At 69.1% G+C, this 18,195-nt stretch carries 16 protein-coding genes and 1 riboswitch; of the genes, 9 read left to right on the top strand and 7 right to left on the bottom strand.

Annotated features, from left to right (window positions below; genetic code table 11):
• The 5 genes from ACFWF2_RS29990 to gcvP form a co-directional block, all read left to right on the top strand.
• On the top strand, positions 1-432 hold a 432-nt coding region (locus tag ACFWF2_RS29990), incomplete at its 5' end, for an FHA domain-containing protein (RefSeq protein WP_379310828.1).
• Between the two features lie 70 nt (positions 433-502).
• Positions 503-1,291, top strand: coding sequence for a MerR family transcriptional regulator (locus ACFWF2_RS29985; RefSeq protein WP_379310827.1), 789 nt, complete (start codon positions 503-505; stop codon positions 1,289-1,291).
• 156 nt (positions 1,292-1,447) lie between these two features.
• Entirely contained in the window at positions 1,448-1,921 is a 474-nt protein-coding gene (locus ACFWF2_RS29980) for a bifunctional nuclease family protein (RefSeq protein ID WP_379033723.1), read from the top strand.
• Between the two features lie 169 nt (positions 1,922-2,090).
• Positions 2,091-2,648 carry a MerR family transcriptional regulator gene (locus ACFWF2_RS29975; protein ID WP_189034281.1) on the top strand — a complete coding sequence of 186 codons (558 nt, stop codon included), beginning with the start codon at positions 2,091-2,093 and terminating at the stop codon, positions 2,646-2,648.
• Positions 2,649-2,726: 78 nt separating this feature from the next.
• A riboswitch (glycine riboswitch) is annotated at positions 2,727-2,826 on the top strand.
• Positions 2,827-2,984: 158 nt separating this feature from the next.
• Positions 2,985-5,792 carry an aminomethyl-transferring glycine dehydrogenase gene (gene gcvP / locus ACFWF2_RS29970; protein WP_379310826.1) on the top strand — a complete coding sequence of 936 codons (2,808 nt, stop codon included), beginning with the start codon at positions 2,985-2,987 and terminating at the stop codon, positions 5,790-5,792.
• 52 nt (positions 5,793-5,844) lie between these two features.
• On the opposite strand, the gene ACFWF2_RS29965 is transcribed toward gcvP, so the two are convergent.
• The gene (locus ACFWF2_RS29965; RefSeq protein WP_379310825.1) at positions 5,845-6,399 is read right to left on the bottom strand and encodes a TetR/AcrR family transcriptional regulator; all 555 of its coding nucleotides are present in this window, start codon (positions 6,397-6,399) and stop codon (positions 5,845-5,847) included.
• 124 nt (positions 6,400-6,523) lie between these two features.
• Here ACFWF2_RS29965 and ACFWF2_RS29960 point away from each other — a divergent pair, with 124 nt between their 5' ends.
• Together ACFWF2_RS29960 and ACFWF2_RS29955 are read left to right on the top strand one after the other, a co-directional pair.
• Positions 6,524-8,002, top strand: coding sequence for an ABC-F family ATP-binding cassette domain-containing protein (locus tag ACFWF2_RS29960; protein ID WP_379310824.1), 1,479 nt, complete (start codon positions 6,524-6,526; stop codon positions 8,000-8,002).
• Positions 7,995-8,840, top strand: coding sequence for a virginiamycin B lyase (locus ACFWF2_RS29955; RefSeq protein ID WP_379310823.1), 846 nt, complete (start codon positions 7,995-7,997; stop codon positions 8,838-8,840). Before ACFWF2_RS29960 ends, ACFWF2_RS29955 begins: the two co-directional genes overlap by 8 nt.
• Here ACFWF2_RS29955 and ACFWF2_RS29950 read toward each other — a convergent pair.
• The 4 genes from ACFWF2_RS29950 to ACFWF2_RS29935 all read right to left on the bottom strand — a co-directional run bounded on the left by ACFWF2_RS29950 (position 8,832) and on the right by ACFWF2_RS29935 (position 12,614).
• Positions 8,832-9,905, bottom strand: a complete 1,074-nt coding sequence (locus tag ACFWF2_RS29950) for a hypothetical protein (RefSeq protein WP_379310822.1) — start codon at positions 9,903-9,905, stop codon at positions 8,832-8,834. The genes ACFWF2_RS29955 and ACFWF2_RS29950 overlap by 9 nt on opposite strands.
• A gap of 135 nt (positions 9,906-10,040) precedes the next feature.
• Complete coding sequence (locus ACFWF2_RS29945) at positions 10,041-11,708, bottom strand: VWA domain-containing protein (protein WP_379310821.1); 1,668 nt, start codon at positions 11,706-11,708, stop codon at positions 10,041-10,043.
• Positions 11,709-11,820: 112 nt separating this feature from the next.
• On the bottom strand, positions 11,821-12,075 hold the full coding sequence (locus ACFWF2_RS29940; RefSeq protein ID WP_189034276.1) for a WhiB family transcriptional regulator: 255 nt from the start codon (positions 12,073-12,075) through the stop codon (positions 11,821-11,823).
• Positions 12,072-12,614, bottom strand: coding sequence for an HNH endonuclease (locus ACFWF2_RS29935; protein ID WP_379310820.1), 543 nt, complete (start codon positions 12,612-12,614; stop codon positions 12,072-12,074). The genes ACFWF2_RS29940 and ACFWF2_RS29935 overlap by 4 nt, the downstream gene beginning before the upstream one ends.
• Before the next feature lie 385 nt (positions 12,615-12,999).
• Here ACFWF2_RS29935 and ACFWF2_RS29930 point away from each other — a divergent pair, with 385 nt between their 5' ends.
• On the top strand, positions 13,000-13,692 hold the full coding sequence (locus ACFWF2_RS29930; protein ID WP_379310819.1) for a DUF4232 domain-containing protein: 693 nt from the start codon (positions 13,000-13,002) through the stop codon (positions 13,690-13,692).
• Between the two features lie 17 nt (positions 13,693-13,709).
• On the opposite strand, the gene ACFWF2_RS29925 is transcribed toward ACFWF2_RS29930, so the two are convergent.
• The gene (locus ACFWF2_RS29925) at positions 13,710-14,999 is read right to left on the bottom strand and encodes an acyl-CoA dehydrogenase family protein (protein WP_379310817.1); all 1,290 of its coding nucleotides are present in this window, start codon (positions 14,997-14,999) and stop codon (positions 13,710-13,712) included.
• Positions 15,000-15,001: 2 nt separating this feature from the next.
• Entirely contained in the window at positions 15,002-15,661 is a 660-nt protein-coding gene (locus ACFWF2_RS29920) for a TetR/AcrR family transcriptional regulator (protein ID WP_379310816.1), read from the bottom strand.
• A gap of 246 nt (positions 15,662-15,907) precedes the next feature.
• Here ACFWF2_RS29920 and ACFWF2_RS29915 point away from each other — a divergent pair, with 246 nt between their 5' ends.
• Positions 15,908-18,085, top strand: a complete 2,178-nt coding sequence (locus ACFWF2_RS29915; protein WP_379310815.1) for a malate synthase G — start codon at positions 15,908-15,910, stop codon at positions 18,083-18,085.
• The last annotated feature ends 110 nt before the right edge of the window (positions 18,086-18,195 follow it).

Here is an 18,195-nt window from a genome sequence, read left to right as displayed (position 1 = left end):
GTCTTCCGCGCGGACTTCCTCAACGAGGTCGACGCGTCGCGCTCCGGAGAGCCGACCGGCGAACAGCCGGTGCAGGGCGTCGAGGGCCTGCCGGTCGGTGCGGCCCTCCTGGTGGTCAAGCGCGGCCCGAACGCGGGCTCGCGTTTCCTGCTGGATCAGCCGACCACCTCGGCCGGTCGCCATCCCGACAGTGACATCTTCCTCGATGACGTCACTGTCAGCCGTCGGCACGCGGAGTTCCGTCAGGACGACGACTCGTTCCAGGTCGTCGATGTGGGCAGCCTCAACGGCACCTACGTCAACCGGGAGCCGGTGGACTCCTCGGAGCTGCAGAACGGCGACGAGGTCCAGATCGGCAAGTTCCGGCTGGTCTTCCTGACCGGTCCGCGCGCGCAGGCGAACGAGTCGGCGTCGGGCGCGGGGTCGCGATGACCCCTACGGTGCTGGTGCTCGCGAAGGGCGCAGTGCTGTGACAGGGGCGGCGCAGTGGGCGCGCGGAGGGATGTCGATCGGCTCCGTGCTCGACCTGCTGCGACCAGATTTTCCTGATATCACCATCTCCAAGATCCGGTTCCTCGAATCCGAGGGCCTGATCCGGCCGGAGCGGACACCGTCGGGATACCGGCGGTTCTCGGTGGCCGACTACGAACGGCTGCGTTTCGTGCTGACCGCGCAACGCGATCAGTACCTGCCGCTCAAGGTGATCAAGGAGCAACTCGAAGCGATCGACAGTGGTGCGGCGACCCTTGGCGTGCGTGAAGCGCGCGCCAGGGCGCACTCCCACCACAGCGCCGCGGAGGCCGGGCAGTCGCTGTCCGGCGCCGCGCGCGCGGATACCGATGGTGTCAGTCCGGCACCGCCGCGCAGACTGGGCGTCGTCCCCGGCGAGATCACGCCGGACGAACTGCGCGTCGACGTCGGGGTGCGCCTGACCCGCGCCGATCTGCTCGCCAAGGCGGGCATCGACGACAAATTTCTCGACGACCTGCTGCGCGCCGGACTGATCGTCCCCGGCGCGGGCGGCTTCTTCGAATCCGACGCGGTGACGCTGGCGCACGCGGCCAAATCGATGGCCGAATTCGGCCTGGAAGCCCGGCATCTGCGCGCCTTCAAACTGGCCGCCGACCGCGAGGCCGCCCTCGTCGCCCAGATCGCCGCGCCTATCGCCAAGAGCCGCGACGCCGACGCGCGCGCCCGCGCCGAGGAGACCGTCCGCGAACTGGCGGCACTGTCGCTGAACCTGCACGCGGCGCTGGTGACAGCGGCCGTACGCGCCGCACTCGGCAACTGACACACCCGGCCACCGGATCGGGTATCACCCCGGCAACACGCCGATTTCGGCTCGGACGTCCTCGTTGCACCGACCGGAATTCGCCTAGACTCGTTGGTACGGCGAGCTGGGCAGCTGTCGTGCCGGTCGGCGGCGAGTATGGGAGGCAGACAACTCATGAGCGAGATGCGCGTAATCGGCATCCGTGTCGAGCAGCCACAGAACCAGCCCGTGCTGCTGCTGCGGGAAGCGGAGGGCGAGCGATACCTGCCGATCTGGATCGGGCAGGCCGAGGCCACCGCGATCGTGCTCGAGCAGGAGGGGGTCACCCCGATCCGTCCGCTCACTCACGATTTGATCAAGATTCTGATCACCGAACTCGGGCACACCCTCAAGGAAGTGCGGATCGTCGATCTGCAGGAGGGCACCTTCTACGCCGATCTCGTCTTCGACGGCGATCTGCGGGTCTCGGCCCGGCCGTCGGATTCGGTGGCCATCGCGCTGCGGGTCGGCTGCCCGATCTTCGCCGAGGAACCGGTACTCGCCGAGGCCGGGCTGGTGATGCCGGACGAGCGTGAGGACGAGGTCGAGAAGTTCAAGGAGTTCCTCGAGTCGGTCTCGCCCGACGACTTCAAGGCCACGGACAGCTGATTCACTTCCCGATCTTCTAGACCTGAAGTAGAGGTCGAGGGAATCGCCGCGCGCGGTGCTTGGTGCGACAACGGTGCAGGTCCGACAATGACAGGAGTAACCTCGAAAGTCGGGCAACATCCGTCGTGACTCCGGTATTCGAGAACGTCGGCAGAGCAAGGAGTGGTCAGTGGAAGAGCAATCGCAGGATGTGGTGCAGCCTGGCTTGTTCCCGGACGACTCGGTTCCGGACGATCTGGTCGGCTATCGGGTGCCGAGCGCGTGTCAGGTCGCCGGCATCACCTACCGTCAACTCGACTACTGGGCCCGCACCGGGCTGGTTGTGCCGTCGATCCGTGGCGCCGCGGGTTCGGGCAGTCAGCGGTTGTACTCGTTCAAGGACATCCTTGTCCTCAAGATCGTGAAGCGGCTGCTGGACGCGGGCGTCTCTTTACAGAACATCCGGATCGCGGTCGATCATCTGCGCAGCCGCGGGGTGCCGGATCTGGCCGGGATCACGCTGTTCTCCGACGGGACCACGGTGTACGAGTGCACCTCGCCCGAGGAGGTAGTCGATTTACTGCAGGGCGGGCAGGGCGTCTTCGGAATCGCGGTCAGCGGCGCCATGCGGGAACTGACCGGGGCGATCGCCGACTTCCCTGCCGAGCGGGCCACCGAGATCACCGACCGGCCCGAGGACGAACTGTCCTTCCGGCGCAAGGTGCGGGAGAACCGCAAGACCGGATAGTAGTGACGAGCACTACACCCCCGGCGTGCCCCAGGTGGCGCGGCCGGGGGTTTGCTGCATCTAGACTTGATGGCGCGTCGCCGCCGTGCGGGAGAGTCCTGGATTCGTGAGAGTCCGGGCGCCGAAGGAGCAGCACCTCCCCGTCAATCTCTCAGGCAACAGGGACCGCACGGTGATTCGACGCCTCTGGAAAGCGGTGGCTTCAGGCTGCCCGCCCACGGGGAAAGGGACACGGCTGTTCGCCGCCGGGTCACCGAATCTCTCAGGCGCCACGACAGAGGGGGAGGGCTGGTACCCGTCGACCATACGGTCGACCCGCCCGACCTTGGAGCTGCCGTGACCCGTTCGTTCGCCGACCGCCACATCGGACCCGATTCCGACGAACTCGCCCGGATCCTCGAGATCGTCGGCGTCGACTCGATCGACGCGCTCGCGACCACGGCACTGCCCGCGACGATCCTCGACGAGTCCGGCCTCGGCGCGCTGCCCGCGCCAGGCACCGAGCACGAGGTGCTCGCCGAACTGGCCGCGCTGGCGCACTCCAACACCGTCGCCACCTCGATGATCGGCCTCGGCTATTACGACACGCTCACCCCGCCGGTGCTGGTGCGCAACCTGCTGGAGAACCCGGCCTGGTACACCGCCTACACCCCGTACCAGCCCGAGATCAGCCAGGGCAGGCTCGAGGCGCTGCTCAACTTCCAGACCATGGTCTCGGATCTGACCGGCATGGACGTCGCCAACGCCTCCATGCTCGACGAGGCCACCGCGGCCGCCGAGGCGATGACGCTGCTGCGCCGCGCGGGCAAGTCCAAGTCGAACCGGCTCGTCCTCGACGCCGATCTGTTCCCGCAGACCAAGACCATCATCGGCACCAGGGCCGAGCCGCTCGGCATCGAGATCGTCGAGTGCGATCTGTCCTCCGGCGAACTGCCCGAGGGCGAGTTCTTCGGCGTGATCGCGCAGACTCCCGGCGCCTCCGGCCGGATCGTCGACTACACCGCGCTGTTCGCGGCCGCCCACGAGCGGGGCGCGCTCGTCGCCGCCGGCGCCGACCTGCTGGCGCTGACGCTGATCACGCCGCCCGGTGAGCAGGGCGCCGACGTGTGCTTCGGCACCACGCAGCGCTTCGGCGTGCCGATGGGCTTCGGCGGCCCGCACGCCGGCTACCTCGCCGTGCGCACCGCGTTCGCCCGGCAGCTGCCCGGTCGCCTGGTCGGCGTGTCCGTCGACGCCGACGGCGCCCCGGCCTACCGCCTCGCCCTGCAGACGCGGGAGCAGCACATCCGCCGCGAGAAGGCGACCTCCAACATCTGTACCGCGCAGGTGCTGCTGGCCATCGTCGCCGCCATGTACGCCAGCTACCACGGTGCCAACGGGCTGCGCGCCATCGCGCGCCGGGTACACGGGCACGCCGCGGCCGTCGCGTCCGGGATCGGCGCCGCGCTGGTGCACGACAACTTCTTCGACACCGTGCTGGCGTATGTGCCCGGCGGCGCGGAAGCCGTTGTCGCCAAGGCGAAGTCGCAGGGCATCAACCTGCGCCTGGTCGACGCCGATCACGTCGCGATCGCCTGCGACGAGGCGACCACCGCCACGCATGTCGCCGCGGTCGTCGAATCCTTCGGCACCGCACGGACTCCCGACGCCACGAGCGCCCAGCCCGCCCCGATCGAGACCCGCACCTCGGACTACCTGACGCATCCGGCGTTCACCCGCCACCACACCGAGACCGCCATGCTGCGTTACCTGCGTTCGCTGTCGGACAAGGACATCGCGTTGGACCGCAGCATGATTCCGCTCGGTTCCTGCACCATGAAGCTCAACGCGACCGCGGAGATGGAGGCCATCACGTGGCCCGGTTTCGCCCGGCTGCACCCGTTCGCGCCCACCGAGGACGTGCCCGGCATCCTGAAGCTCATCGGCGACCTCGAGCAGTGGCTGGCCGAGATCACCGGCTACGACGCGGTGAGCCTGCAGCCCAACGCCGGTAGCCAGGGCGAGTACGCCGGCCTGCTGGCGATCCGGCGCTACCACCTCGATCGCGGCGACGACCACCGCGACACCTGCCTGATCCCGTCGAGCGCGCACGGCACCAACGCGGCCTCGGCGGCCATGGTCGGCATGCGTGTCGAGGTCGTGAAGTGCCGGGACAACGGCGATGTCGATCTGGACGACCTGCGCGCCAAGATCGCCGACCACGCCGACCGGCTGGCCTGCATCATGATCACCTACCCGTCCACCCACGGTGTCTACGAGCACGAGGTCGCCGAGCTGTGCGCGCTCGTGCACGACGCGGGCGGCCAGGTGTACGTCGACGGCGCGAACCTCAACGCCCTGGTCGGGCTCGCCCGGCCCGGCCGGTTCGGCGGCGATGTCAGCCACCTGAACCTGCACAAGACCTTCTGCATCCCGCACGGCGGCGGCGGTCCCGGCGTCGGCCCGGTGGCGGTGCGCTCGCACCTCGCCCAGTACCTGCCCGGTGACCCGCTCGAAGCCGGTTCGCACGCGGTGTCGGCGGCCAACTACGGTTCGGCGTCGATCCTGCCGATCACCTGGGCCTACATCCGGATGATGGGCGCCGAGGGCCTGCGCGAGGCGACGCTGACCGCGATCGCCTCGGCGAACTACATCGCCCGCCGCCTCGACGCCTACTTCCCGGTGCTCTACACCGGCGAGAACGGCATGGTCGCCCACGAGTGCATCCTCGACCTGCGCGAGATCACCAAGCAGACCGGTGTCACCGTCGACGATGTGGCAAAGCGCTTGGCCGACTACGGTTTCCACGCGCCGACCATGAGCTTCCCGGTCGCGGGCACGCTGATGGTCGAGCCCACCGAGAGCGAGAACCTCGAGGAGCTCGACGAGTTCATCGCCGCGATGATCGCCATCCGCGGTGAGATCGACCAGGTCGGCGCAGGCGTGTGGCCGGTGACCGACAACCCGTTGCGCGGCGCGCCGCACACCGCGGCGAGCCTGGTCGGCGAGTGGGACCACCCCTACAGCCGTGAGGTCGCGGTCTACCCGCGGGGCATCGGCCACACCCGCCCGAAGGTGTGGCCGCCGGTGCGCCGCATCGACGGTGCGTTCGGTGACCGCAACCTGGTCTGCTCCTGCCCGCCGCTGGACGCCTACGAAGACTGACAGTCATCCGACAGCGAGCCCTGCCGAACGCATCGGCGGGGCTCGCTGTCGTTTACGGAGCCGAAGATTCTGCGGCCCACGCTGATTCGGCGAGCGTGACCGCGGCATCGGCGGCTCGGCGGGCGTGTTCGGCGGTGACCGGCTCGTGGGTGATGAACAGCCGGTGGAACAGGGGTGCCACCGCGAGCCGGATGATCTCCGTTCCGTCGACGCCGGGAGCGAGTTCCCCGCGCGCGATTGCCCGTTCGACGATCACCGCCGCCTCGGCATGCCGCGCCGCGTAGAAGGTTCGCAGTGCCGCGGCCGCGTCCGGGTGCTGCATGCCCGCGGTGACGAAAGCCGCTGCGACCGGACCGGATTCGGGATCGGTGAACCCGGTCCGCAGCAGTTCGGTGAGCCCGCGCAGGTCGTCGACGAGGCGGCCGGTGTCCGGAATCGGCCATGACTGTCCCGCCGCGCGGTCGAGCGCATCGGCGACGAGTCCCTCGGGACCGCGCCAGCGCCGGTAGACGGTGGTCTTGTGCACTCCGGCCCGCTGGGCGACGGATTCCATGCTCAGGCCCTGGTAGCCGTGCTCGGCGAGTTCGGCCGTCGTCGCGTCTAGCACGGCCTCCCGGACCCGGGCACTGCGTCCGCCGGGTCGTCGTTGCGGTTCCAAAAACAACTCCTGTTGCGTTAGTTGAACCAGGTTTGTAAGGTTAAAGCTACACAAGTTGCGATTGGAGCGCTGTTTGACCACTCAACTGAGTCTGCGCGGAGTGTCGAAGTCCTACGCGGACCGGCCCGTGCTCGACACCGTGACGGCGACGATCCGGCCCGGCGAGCGGGTCGGCATCGTCGGCGAGAACGGGTCAGGGAAGTCGACGCTGCTGCGGGTGCTGGCCGGACTCGACCGTGCGGACACCGGATCGGTGATCGTCAGCGCCGACGGCGGCCTCGGCCACCTCGCGCAGACCCTCGCCGGTGACACCGTCGGCGCCGCGATCGAGCTGGCGCTCGCGGAGCTGCGGGACCTGGAACGCGGCATGCACGCCGCCGCCGAAGCCCAGGACATGGACCGCTACGGCGAACTGCTCACCCGGTTCGAGGCGCGCGACGGCTACACCGCCGACGCCAGGGTCGACGCGTCGCTGCACGGTCTCGGCCTGGCCGGGATCGACCGCGACCGGTCACTCGACAGCCTGTCCGGCGGGGAGCGCGCCAGGCTCGGACTTGCCTGCCTGCTCGCGGCTTCGCCGGAGGTCCTGCTGCTCGACGAACCGACCAACCATCTCGACGAGAACGCGCTCACCTGGCTGGAGAACCGGCTGCGGACCCACCACGGCACCGTCGTGCTGGTTTCCCACGACAGGATCTTCCTCGACCGGGTGGTGACGGCGATCATCGAGGTGGCCGACGGCGGCCTGACCCGCTTCGGCGGCGGCTACACCGGATACCTGGCCGAGAAGGCCGCCGCTCGCGTGCGCTGGGAACAGGAATACGCGCAGTGGCGCAGCGAGATCGGGCGACTCGAGGAATTCGCGACGACCACCGCCCAGCAGGTGGCGCACGGTCGCGCGATGTCGGACAACAACAAGATGGCCTACGACCGCAATGCGGGCCGGGTGCAGAGCTCGGTCGCCTCGCGGGTCCGGCAGACCGCCGAACGCCTGCGCCGCCTGCGCGCGGACCCGGTGCCGTGTCCGCCCGAACCCCTGTGCTTCCGTGGACGATTCGCCGCCGTGGGCTCGCACACCGAGTTCGCCATCGGGCCCGTGACCCTGGGACCGCGGGGCAGGCTGCTGATCCACGGTCCGAACGGGGCGGGAAAGTCGACGCTGCTCGATGCGATCCACGCGTCGGCGCCCGGCCGGGTCGGCTACCTGCGCCAGGAGGACCGCTTCGATCCGGACCGAAGCGTCACCGAGACATACGGTTTCGGCCGGGCCGCGCTCGTCGCGACCGGATTGTTCGCGCCCGAGCTGCTGGATCGCTCGGTCGGCACCTTGTCGGAGGGGCAGCGACGCAGATTGTCGCTGGCCCGGGTGCTCGCCGGTGACCATGATCTGCTGCTGCTCGACGAACCGACCAACCACCTGTCGCTGACGCTGGTCGACGAGATGGAACAGGCGCTGCACGATTACCGGGGCGCGGTGGTCGTGGTGTCGCACGACCGTGCGCTGCGCCGCCGATTCCGGGGAATACAGAAGGGAATTCAGGACTTTGGCTGACATCGTGCAGGTGATCGAGGTGCCGGGCGCGCCCTACGGGGTGACCGTCGGGCCGGACGGCGCGCTGTGGTTCACCCTGGTCGCACAGGGCATGATCGGCCGCTGCGCCGACGGTGTGGTGCGGACATTCGCCCTCGACCCCTCCGACGGGCAACCCACCGTCATCGTGACCGGCCCCGGCGATGCGTTGTGGTTCACCGAGTTTCAGGGCGGCAGGCTCGGCCGCATCACGACCGAGGGCGACGTGACCAGCATCGAGCTGGACGGTCCCTACGGTGCGTGTCTCGGACCTGACGGCGCACTCTGGTTCACCGAGCTGCAGTCCGGTCGCGTGGGGCGGCTCGCCGCCGACGGTACGATCGGCCGCGTCGACGTCGAAGGTATGCCGTCGATGATCACCACGGGATCCGATGGCGCCCTGTGGTTTACGGTGAATCAGGGCAACGCGATCGGCCGGGTGGATCGCGACCTTGCCCTCACGGTATACCCGGTGACGACCCCGGCCGCCGCGCCGGTCGGCATCACCGCGGGCCCGGACGGCGCGGTGTGGTTCACCGAGATCGGCGCCGGTGCCATCGGGCGCATCGACACCGACGGCACGATCACCGAATTCACCCTCCCCGACCCCGCCGCGCGCCCGCACGCGATCGTCGCGGGCCCCGACGGTGCGCTGTGGTTCACCGAGTGGGCGGCGGGCAGGCTCGGCCGGATCACCACCGACGGCGTGATCGACCACCTCGCACTCCCCGGCGCCGAACCACACGGCCTCACCGTCGACGCCTCAGGCCACCTATGGGTCGCGATGGAATCCGGTGCGCTGGTGGAGGTCTCACCCTGACGGACTCTGCTGACGCAGTCGTTCGAGCAGCGTGCGCAACCCCGGCGCGGTCGGCACCGCGGCCGGATCGATGGAGCCCAACGGCACCTCGAGCAGCTGCAGCGGATAACCGTCGCCGGTCACCACACCGGTATCGGCGAACCCGAACGCGGCCAGCAGTCGTGCGACGCCGGTGCCCGTGTGCTCGGTCTGCGCGTACACCCGCGTCGTCGGCCGGGCCGGATCCGCGGCGTGGACGTCGAGCAGGACTTCGGCGAGATGGTCGATGAAGATCTGCGAGATGGTCAGCGGGCTGGCGCCGAGCCTGCCGCGGAACCCGCGCAGCAGACCGACCGAGAACAACACCACCGCGTCGGACCACTCGCCGGGCCGGGTCACATGGATGCCGCGCACCTGGGCGTCGGTGAGTCCGCCGGTGCGGCAATAGGCTGCCTCGCCGAGCCGGTTCAGCGGCAGGATGCAGGAGAATCCGACCGGCACGAAACTGCCGTCGACCTGGGCCTCGATCAGGCTGTACGCCAGCGGATTGACCTGGTGCACACTGAGATTGCGCTGCCGGATCAGGTCGAGTGGCGTCGCGAAACCGGATCGGGCGAAGACCTCGCGATTGATCTGGCACAGCGTGTCCAGGTCACGATCGTCGAGATGGCGCACCCGGTAGTCGAGCTGCGGGGTCACATCGGTGTCGCCGGTCATGCGTCTCCCATAGTGTGAGGTGAGGTCGGGGAGCAGCCCGCTCTCGTCGATGAGCCCGGCCAGCACGTCGATCGGTTCGCGCCCGGCGAGCCTGCCGACCGTCACCGACAACAGCCGTAGTCCCGCGGCGATCACGACGGTGAACAGGATGAAACCGAGCCAGTCGCTGTTGGTCACGACGGGCAGCGCGTCGATGCCCTTCTTGACCGGATCCGACAGCTCCAGCGAGCTGAAGATCCCGGCGGCGGCCGTGCTGACGGTGAGAATGTAGTGATTCGGTTTGCGGGCGGCGAGGATGACGGCCCGGCTCGCCCGTTCGTGCCAGTGCCGGATCGCGGCCCGCCATCGCGCGCCGTGGTTCGTCGCCATCACTCGTCTCCCCGCCGCGGATCGAACCGAACGCAGTGGGTTGCGGGTACCCCGCTGTGCGCCGGTTCACACCACGGTAGTCAGATCGGTGGCGGCCGCGTGGGCGAATAGTGTTGCCCGCGCGGCTGTTCCGGGTCAGGGAGTGGTGAGTGCCTTGACCACCGCGGTGCCGAAGCTGAGGTCGTTGCTCGTCGGCACGCGGGTGTAGGTGCCACCGGTCTGCTGTGCGAGGGTCTGCAGGGTCTGGGTGCCCGGGCCGCCGACCACGACGACATCGATCCGGACGGGCTTGTCGGACTTGGTGGCGGCGGTGATCTCGGCGACGAGCGCGGACCCGGTGAGCGAGGAGTCGTCGTCGGGGCCGTCGGTGATCACCAGAATCGAGTTGGTGCGGCCGGGGGAGTAGGCGGCGACCGCGGCGCGGTAGGCGGCGAGCAGGCTGGGGTAGGCCTGGTCGGTGGTGCTCTGGCTCGCCTTGGTGGTGGTCACCGCCGAGCCCACCGCGTTGCGCTGGGTGTCGGTCAGCAGGTCGGTGGGGACCTGCACCTGGTACGGGGTGGTGCCGTCGAGGTTCTTGCCGAAGGTCCACAGCCCGAGGCCGAAGTCCGGCGGCATCACCGTCAGCGTCGAGGCGAGGGCAGCGCCCGCGTTCGCCAGCCGGGTGGTCGATCCCTCCGCGGTGCCCATCGACGACGAGACATCGAGCAGCACGGTGGCATTCACGCCGAGGACCGGGTTGGCCAGGGTGGCCTGCACCTTCTGCAGTGCCGCCTTGTCCGGGTTGGCCGGCGCCGAACCGATGGCCGGGCCGAACCCCTCGGTCGCGAGGGCACCTGCCTGTTCGGGGGCGCGCAGGAAGTCGATGAACCGGGACGCGATGAGGTTCTGGGTCTTGTCGACCCACGGGCCCGACAGCAGGGCGGCGGGATAGTCCGCGAGCGGCGCGGTGCCGACAGGCCGGAACGCGGTGAGCCCGCCGGTGCCGAGCTGCTGCGCGGTGGCGGCCACGGCGTGCACCTCGTCGGCGGTGGGGTCGGCGGTGATCGCACCCATCGCCGAGACCAGGTCGGCGGGCACCTGGGCGTCCGCGGCGAGCCCGGAGATCGCGGCGACGACCTGGCCGGAACCGGCGGCCTGCTCGGTCAGCGGCTCGGTGCCCGACACAGCGGCCCCGATCGAGGCGGCCGCGGCGGTGGTGGCGTCGCCGTCGGGCAGTGCCATCCGCAACCCGCCCCAGCCGGACAGGCCGAGCTCGTCGAGCGAGCCCTGCTGCAGGCGCGGCAGATCGGACCAGGCGATCTGGTGCTGTTCGAGCGCTTGGCGCAGCGCGTCGGGGACGGCCAGCACGATCGGGCTGGTGGCGATGGAGGCGGGCGTGCCCTCGATCAGCCCTGGCACCCGCACCAGTTCGATCGAGCGGCTGGAATCGGCGATCCAGAGCCCCGGCTTCGGGCCGAGCGCCGGATCCCACTTCCCGGTATCGGCCAGGCCCGCGACCAGGGCGGCTGACGGGCGGGCCGACACCTCCACCCGCGCGCAATGGTCACGCACCCGCGGCTTGCTCGCGTTGTAGCGGTCGGCGGCGGCGCGGATCGGGCCCGCGATCGCCGGATCGACGGTGACGTCCAGCGACGCCGGTCCCTCGACGCATTCGGCCGCTGCCGCGACGTCGGTGCTCGCGGCACGATCGCTGAGCTGGAACCAGGCGAACACGGCCACGAGTACCAGCACGAGTACCGATGCCGCGATAACCGGACCCTTGCTGATACTTCGAGAACTGGTCCCGCTGCGATGAGTACCCACGGGGCAAGTTTAAGGACACGGCATCGGCGGGCCGCACGGTGCATACCGGTGCGCATCGACGCTGGTCATGGCGTGGGGCCGGGCGTCACGACGGACACCCGGCCCCGGCCGGTCACTCGCGGATCACCCGTCCGCGGTCGTATTCACGACCACCCCAGACCCCCGACTGGCCGGTCTGCGCCGCGTACTCGGTGCACCCCGCGAGCAACGGGCAACCGGCGCAGATCCGGCGGGCGTAGTCGAAGTCCTGCGACGGGTACGGAAACCACGCCTCGTGGTTCGGGTCACCCCGGCAGGCGGCGCGGTGCCATTGCCCGGAATCGGACAGAGTCAGCAGTTCGGTCAGTGCGAGGTCGGTGGTGGTCACGGCGCGTACTCCTTCCAGATCCGGCGCTGGGTGCGGGCCAGCGGGTCGGGAGCCTTGGGCTCCCACAGCAGCCGCATTCCCGCTTCTTCGGGGGTGCGGTCGGCCTTGTTCGTATTGCAGGGTCCGCAGCAGGCGATCAGGTTGCCCCACGTGTTCGGTCCGCCCCTGCTGCGCGGGCGGATGTGGTCGACGGTCTGCGCCCAGTCGGCGCAGTAGCCGCAGCGCTGCTTGTCGCGGCGCAGGACACCGGCCAGCGTGGCGCGGCTGTCCTCGCCCACCGCGGCGACGTGACCCAGGTAGACGTAACGCACCAGCCGGATCGTCTCCGGCAGCCCGATGACCAGGTGCTGGGACCGGATCGGGAACCGCGGCGCGCGCTCGATGACGGTCTCCGCGGCGCCGCTGATCAGCAGTGTCACGGCCCGGTCGGCGGTGATCTCGTCGAGGGCCTCGTAGCTGGCGTTGAGCACGAGCACCCTGGTGCGTATCCAGGTGTCGGAAGTGGGCGCCATCGGGTCGACGGCATGACGGATCGTCATGGGAATCACCATGTTTCGAGAGAAGTGAACGACAGTCGAAGCTGAGTGGGTTACCGCGTCAGTGCGCGAACCGGAGACGGGCCATGGCAGCGTTGCCTGCGCTTCGCGCGATGCGGGCCGAATCGGCGCGGCGATAGGTCTTTTCGGACTGTCGCAGTGGCGCAATGGTTTTCACGGCCGTCTCCTCCTCTCGAAGTGTCTCGTCGGTCTCACGCCGGTGCGAATGACCAGCGTGGAATTCATGGTGGCATACGCCGCGCCGGATGTCGGCTGATTTATTTCCGGTAACGCTCCGGTTCCGAGGGGAACGGACGAGGGGCAGGTCGCGATACATTTTCGGGGTGAGGTGCCCGTCAGGCGCGGGCGATCGCGAGGAGTGGTGCTCATGCGGACAGCGCTGATTCCGGCCACCGTGGCATGCGCGGCGGTCCTGCTGCTCGCCGGCTGCGGTAACGATTCCGGCGGGACGAACGCACCCGCGGAGAGACCGAGTCCGACCCTGCCCGCGCCGGGACCGGCTTCCTCGATCCAGTCGAGTGCCGCGGGCCCGGCCACCCTGGTCCCACCCGCCGCCATGCCTGCTCCGGGATCGCCCGTGACATCGGCCCCGGCGGTCACCGCCGGCCCGCCGAGCCCGCCGAGCTTCCCGCTCCCGGATACCGCCCCCGCCTGCGCCGACGGCCAGGTGCTGGTCGGCGGCAGCCCGGTCTCCGCCGCCGCGGGCCACCAGGGCCTGACCCTGCGCTTCTGGCTGGTCGGCGCCAGCGGCCCGTGCTCGCTCACCGGCTACCCCGGCGTCGACGCGGTCGGCGACACCACCAGCAATGCCACCCGCACGCCCCGCGGCTATCTGGGCGGACTCCCACCCAGCCAGGACGCACCCGCCACCGTGATCCTCACCCGGGACCACGGTGCCGAAGCCATCGTCGAAGGCACGTCCACCGACGCCGAGGGCAATCCGTGCCCCGCCTATACCGGTCTCCGGGTCACCCCACCCGACACCACCGACACGGTGCCGGTCGCCGAAGCGCTGTCGGTGTGTGACCTGGCCGTTCACCCGGTGACGCCGATGGGGTGATGCGGCTTCGCCCTCGACTAGAGGTTGCCGACCTCGCGTTCGAGGCGGCGTGCGACGAGGTCGCGGGCTTCCTCGCGGAGGGTGGGGCGGAAACCGGTGGGGTAGACCGGATCCGCGGGCGCGTACTGCTTGAGGACTTCCTTGGCGAGGGTGATCTTGTGGACCTCGGTGGGACCGTCGGCGATGGCCATGACCTCGGCGTAGGTGGTCATGTCGAGGAACGGAAGGTCGGTGCTGACACCCAGTGCGCCGTGCAGATGTAGTGCGCGGCGGGCGATGTCGTTCATCACCGTCGGCATGGCGACCTTGATGGCGGCGATGTCCTTGCGGACGGCGCGGTAGTCCTGGGCCTGGTCGATGCGCCAGGCTGTGCGCAGGACGAGCAGGCGGAACTGCTCCATCTGGATCCAGCTGTCCGCGATGCGTTCCTGGGTCATCTGGAAGCCGCCGAGCACGCCCTTGCGCGCCGGGCGCGACACGGCGCGCTCGCACATCATGTCGAAAGCCTTGCGCACCAACGCGACCGTGCGCATGGCATGGTGCACGCGCCCGCCCCCGAGGCGGGTCTGCGCGACGACGAAGCCCGCGCCTTCGGCGCCGAGCAGATGGTCGGCGGGCACCCGGACATCGGTGAACCGCAGGTGCCCTTCGTGTTCGCTGAATCCGGGCACGGTGAAATTGCGGACCAACTCGAGGCCCGGGGCATCTGCCGGGACGATGAACATCGACAATCGCAGATGCGGTTCGGCGGCCGGATCGGTCACCACCATCACGATATGAAAGGTGGCGAACTCGGCGCAGGAGTTGAACCACTTCTCGCCGTTGATGACCCACTCGTCGCCGTCGCGCACCGCGGTGGTCCGGAACGAGGTCGGGTCCGAGCCGCCGGTGGGCTCGGTCATCACGTAGCAGGACCCGATCTCGCCGTCGAGCAGCGGCTGCAGGTACTTCGCCTTCTGCTCCGGGGTGCCGAAGTGTGCCAGAATCTCCGCGTTGCCGGAATCCGGTGCCTGACAACCGAACACGAGCGGCGCCCACATCGACGTGCCGAGCACCTCGTTGAGCAGCGCGAGCTTGAGCTGACCGTAACCGGGCCCACCCAGTTCGGGGCCGAGGTGGCAGGCCCACAGCCCCTGATCCTTGACCTGCTGCTGCAGCGGCCGCATCAGCGCACGGATCTCCGGATTGGTCCGGTCATAGGGGTTGGGGTAGAGCAGATCCAGGGGCTCGACCTCGGTGCGGACGAACTCCGCGACCCAGTCGAGCTTGCGCTGGTACTCCGGATCGGTCTCGAAATCCCAAGCCATGGTCAGCCTTTCGTGTTGTCGTCGGGGGCGGTGAGCCCGGACAGGACGGTGTCGGTGAGGATCGCGGCGATCTCGGCGGGGGAGCGCGCACCGCGCTCGCGGTACCAGAAACCGAGCGAGTTCAGCATGCCGAGCAGACCGTTGGTGACGACGTGATCGGCGGTGCGCAGCTGCCCCGTGGCGAAGCCCGCGTCGATGACGTCCTGCCAGCGACGCTGGAGCCGGTCACGCAACTGCTGCAGTTCGGTGGCGCGTTGCCCGGTGAGCGCGTCCCCGTCGCGCAGGTGCACGGCCACCGCGCGCCGGTGCGTGACGATCAGCTCCACATGACTGCGGATCAGCAGGCGCAGGGTCTCGACCGGATCGGCGCCCGCCGCGACGATGCGTTCGGCGTCGTCGAGCAGCAGCCGGGTGTAGTCGCCGAGGATCTCCCACAGCAGCTCTTCCTTGGACCCGATGTGGTAGTACAGCGCGCCGCGCTGGACATCGGCCTTCGCGCCGATCTCGGCGACGCCGGTGGCGTGGAAGCCGCGTTCGGCGAACAGATCGAGGGCGGCGGCGCGGATGCGATCACCGGTGCCCGCCGCGCCGCGATCGGCGGCGGGTGGGCGGCCACGGCGCCGCACGGGAGCGACGGGTTCGCCGGGCTGCGCGACGTTCACCGTGCCTCCACTCCGCCGGGCGACCAGCGCTGACCGCCGAGAAATGTTCCGGTCAGTACATTAATTCTCCCGGTGCCTACAATCAAGGGGTGGCTCGCCACGCCCACCGCGCTGACCCCGGCGTCTCGGCGTGGCGGAATGGACGGCGCTCCTGCGGCGTTCGAACCCACACGAGGTGTCACCACTACCCACGGGTAACATGACATCGACTTTTCCCACCCGGCTTTCTCAAAAGTGAGGCAGTAGATGACAGAGCGGATTCAGGTCGGCGGGCTCCAGGTGGCCAGCGTTCTCCACGGTTTCATCGAGAACGAGGCGCTCCCCGGTACCGGCGTAGATTCCGCCGCGTTCTGGGCCGGCGCCGAGCAGGTCATCAACGACCTCGCCCCGCGCAACCGTGCACTGCTGGCCGAACGCGACGAGATCCAGGGCAAGCTCGACGCTTGGCACCAGGAGAGCCCGGGCGCAGGCTACGACAAGGGCGCCTACAAGGAGTTCCTGACCGAGATCGGTTACCTGCGTCCCGAGCCCGCCCCGTTCCAGATCGGCACCGGCAACGTCGACGCCGAGATCGCCACCACCGCGGGCCCGCAGCTCGTGGTGCCGGTGATGAACGCGCGCTTCGCGATCAACGCCGCCAACGCGCGCTGGGGCTCGCTCTACGACGCGCTCTACGGCACCGACGCCATCTCCGAGGCCAACGGCGCGGAGAAGGGCACCGGCTACAACCGCGTGCGCGGCGACAAGGTCATCGAGTGGGGCCGTAACTTCCTCGACGACGCCGTCACCCTGATCACCGGCTCGCACATCGGTTCGTCGTACTACAAGATCGTCGACGGCGAGCTCGAGATCGGCCTGGAAGACGGCACCGACATCGGCCTGGCCGACCCGTCGCAGCTCGTCGGCTACCTGGGCGACCCCGAGGCCCCGACCTCGGTGCTGCTCAAGCACAACGGCCTGCACATCGAGATCCAGATCGACGCGAACTCGCCGATCGGCTCGACCGACACCGCCGGTGTCAAGGACATCGTGCTCGAGTCCGCGCTCACCACGATCATGGACTTCGAGGACTCGGTCGCCGCGGTCGACGCCGAGGACAAGGTCGTCTGTTACCGCAACTGGCTCGGCCTGATGAAGGGCGATCTGGCCGAAGAGGTCACCAAGGGCGGCAAGACCTTCACCCGCACCATGAACCCCGACCGCGTGTTCACCGCGCTCGACGGTTCCGAGCTGGTGCTGCACGGCCGTTCGCTGCTGTTCGTGCGCAACGTGGGCCACCTGATGACCTCCGACGCGATCATCGACGCGCAGGGCAACGAGGTCCCCGAGGGCATCATGGACGGCCTGATCACCTCGCTGATCGCCGTGCACTCGCTCAACGGCACCGCCGCGCGCGCCAACACCCGCACCGGCTCGGTCTACATCGTGAAGCCGAAGATGCACGGCCCCGACGAGGCCGCGTTCACCAACGAGCTGTTCGGCCGGATCGAGGATGTCCTCGGCCTGACCCGCAACACCCTCAAGGTCGGCATCATGGACGAGGAGCGCCGCACCACGGTCAACCTCGCCGCGTCGATCGAAGCCGCCAAGGACCGCGTGGTGTTCATCAACACCGGCTTCCTCGACCGCACCGGCGACGAGATCCACACCTCCATGGAGGCCGGGCCGATGGTCCGCAAGGCCGAGATGAAGACCCAGACCTGGATCACCTCCTACGAGGACTGGAACGTCGACACCGGCCTGGCCAAGGGTCTGCCCGGCAAGGCGCAGATCGGCAAGGGCATGTGGGCCATGCCCGACCTGATGGCGGGCATGCTCGAGCAGAAGATCGTGCACCCGAAGGCAGGCGCCAACACCGCGTGGGTGCCTTCGCCGACCGCCGCCACCCTGCACGCCACCCACTACCACCTGGTGGATGTGTTCAAGCGGCAGTCCGAGATCGCCAAGGGCGGTCCGCGTGCCACCGTCGACCAGATCCTCGAGATCCCCCTGGCCCAGTCCATCGACTGGTCCGACGAGGAGAAGCGTCAGGAGCTGGACAACAACTCCCAGGGCATCCTGGGCTACGTCGTCCGCTGGATCGATCACGGTGTCGGCTGCTCCAAGGTGCCCGACATCAACGACATCGGCCTGATGGAAGACCGTGCCACGCTGCGCATCTCGAGCCAGCTGGTCGCCAACTGGCTGCGCCACGGCATCGTCACCGAGGCCGACGTGATCGCCAGCCTCGAGCGCATGGCCCCCGTCGTCGACCGCCAGAACGCCGGTGACAAGGCCTACCGCCCGATGGCACCGGACTTCGACGCCTCGATCGCCTTCCAGGCGGCCAAGGAGCTGGTGCTCGAGGGCACCAAGCAGCCCAACGGCTACACCGAGCCGATCCTGCACCGCCGTCGTCGCGAGTTCAAGGCCGCGCAGAAGTAGTGGTGTCGAGTGCATGAAAAGTAGCTCATAGCAGCTCTTTTCGCTTGCGGCCCCGCGTCGGAGACATCCGAGGCGGGGCCGCTGCCGTCACTGGAGATCATCCTGGATAC

This window comes from Nocardia sp. NPDC060259 (assembly GCF_042728775.1).
GTDB lineage: Bacteria > Actinomycetota > Actinomycetes > Mycobacteriales > Mycobacteriaceae > Nocardia.
Note: the sequence above shows the minus strand (reverse complement) of the source record. Positions and strands in the feature narration are given on the sequence as shown.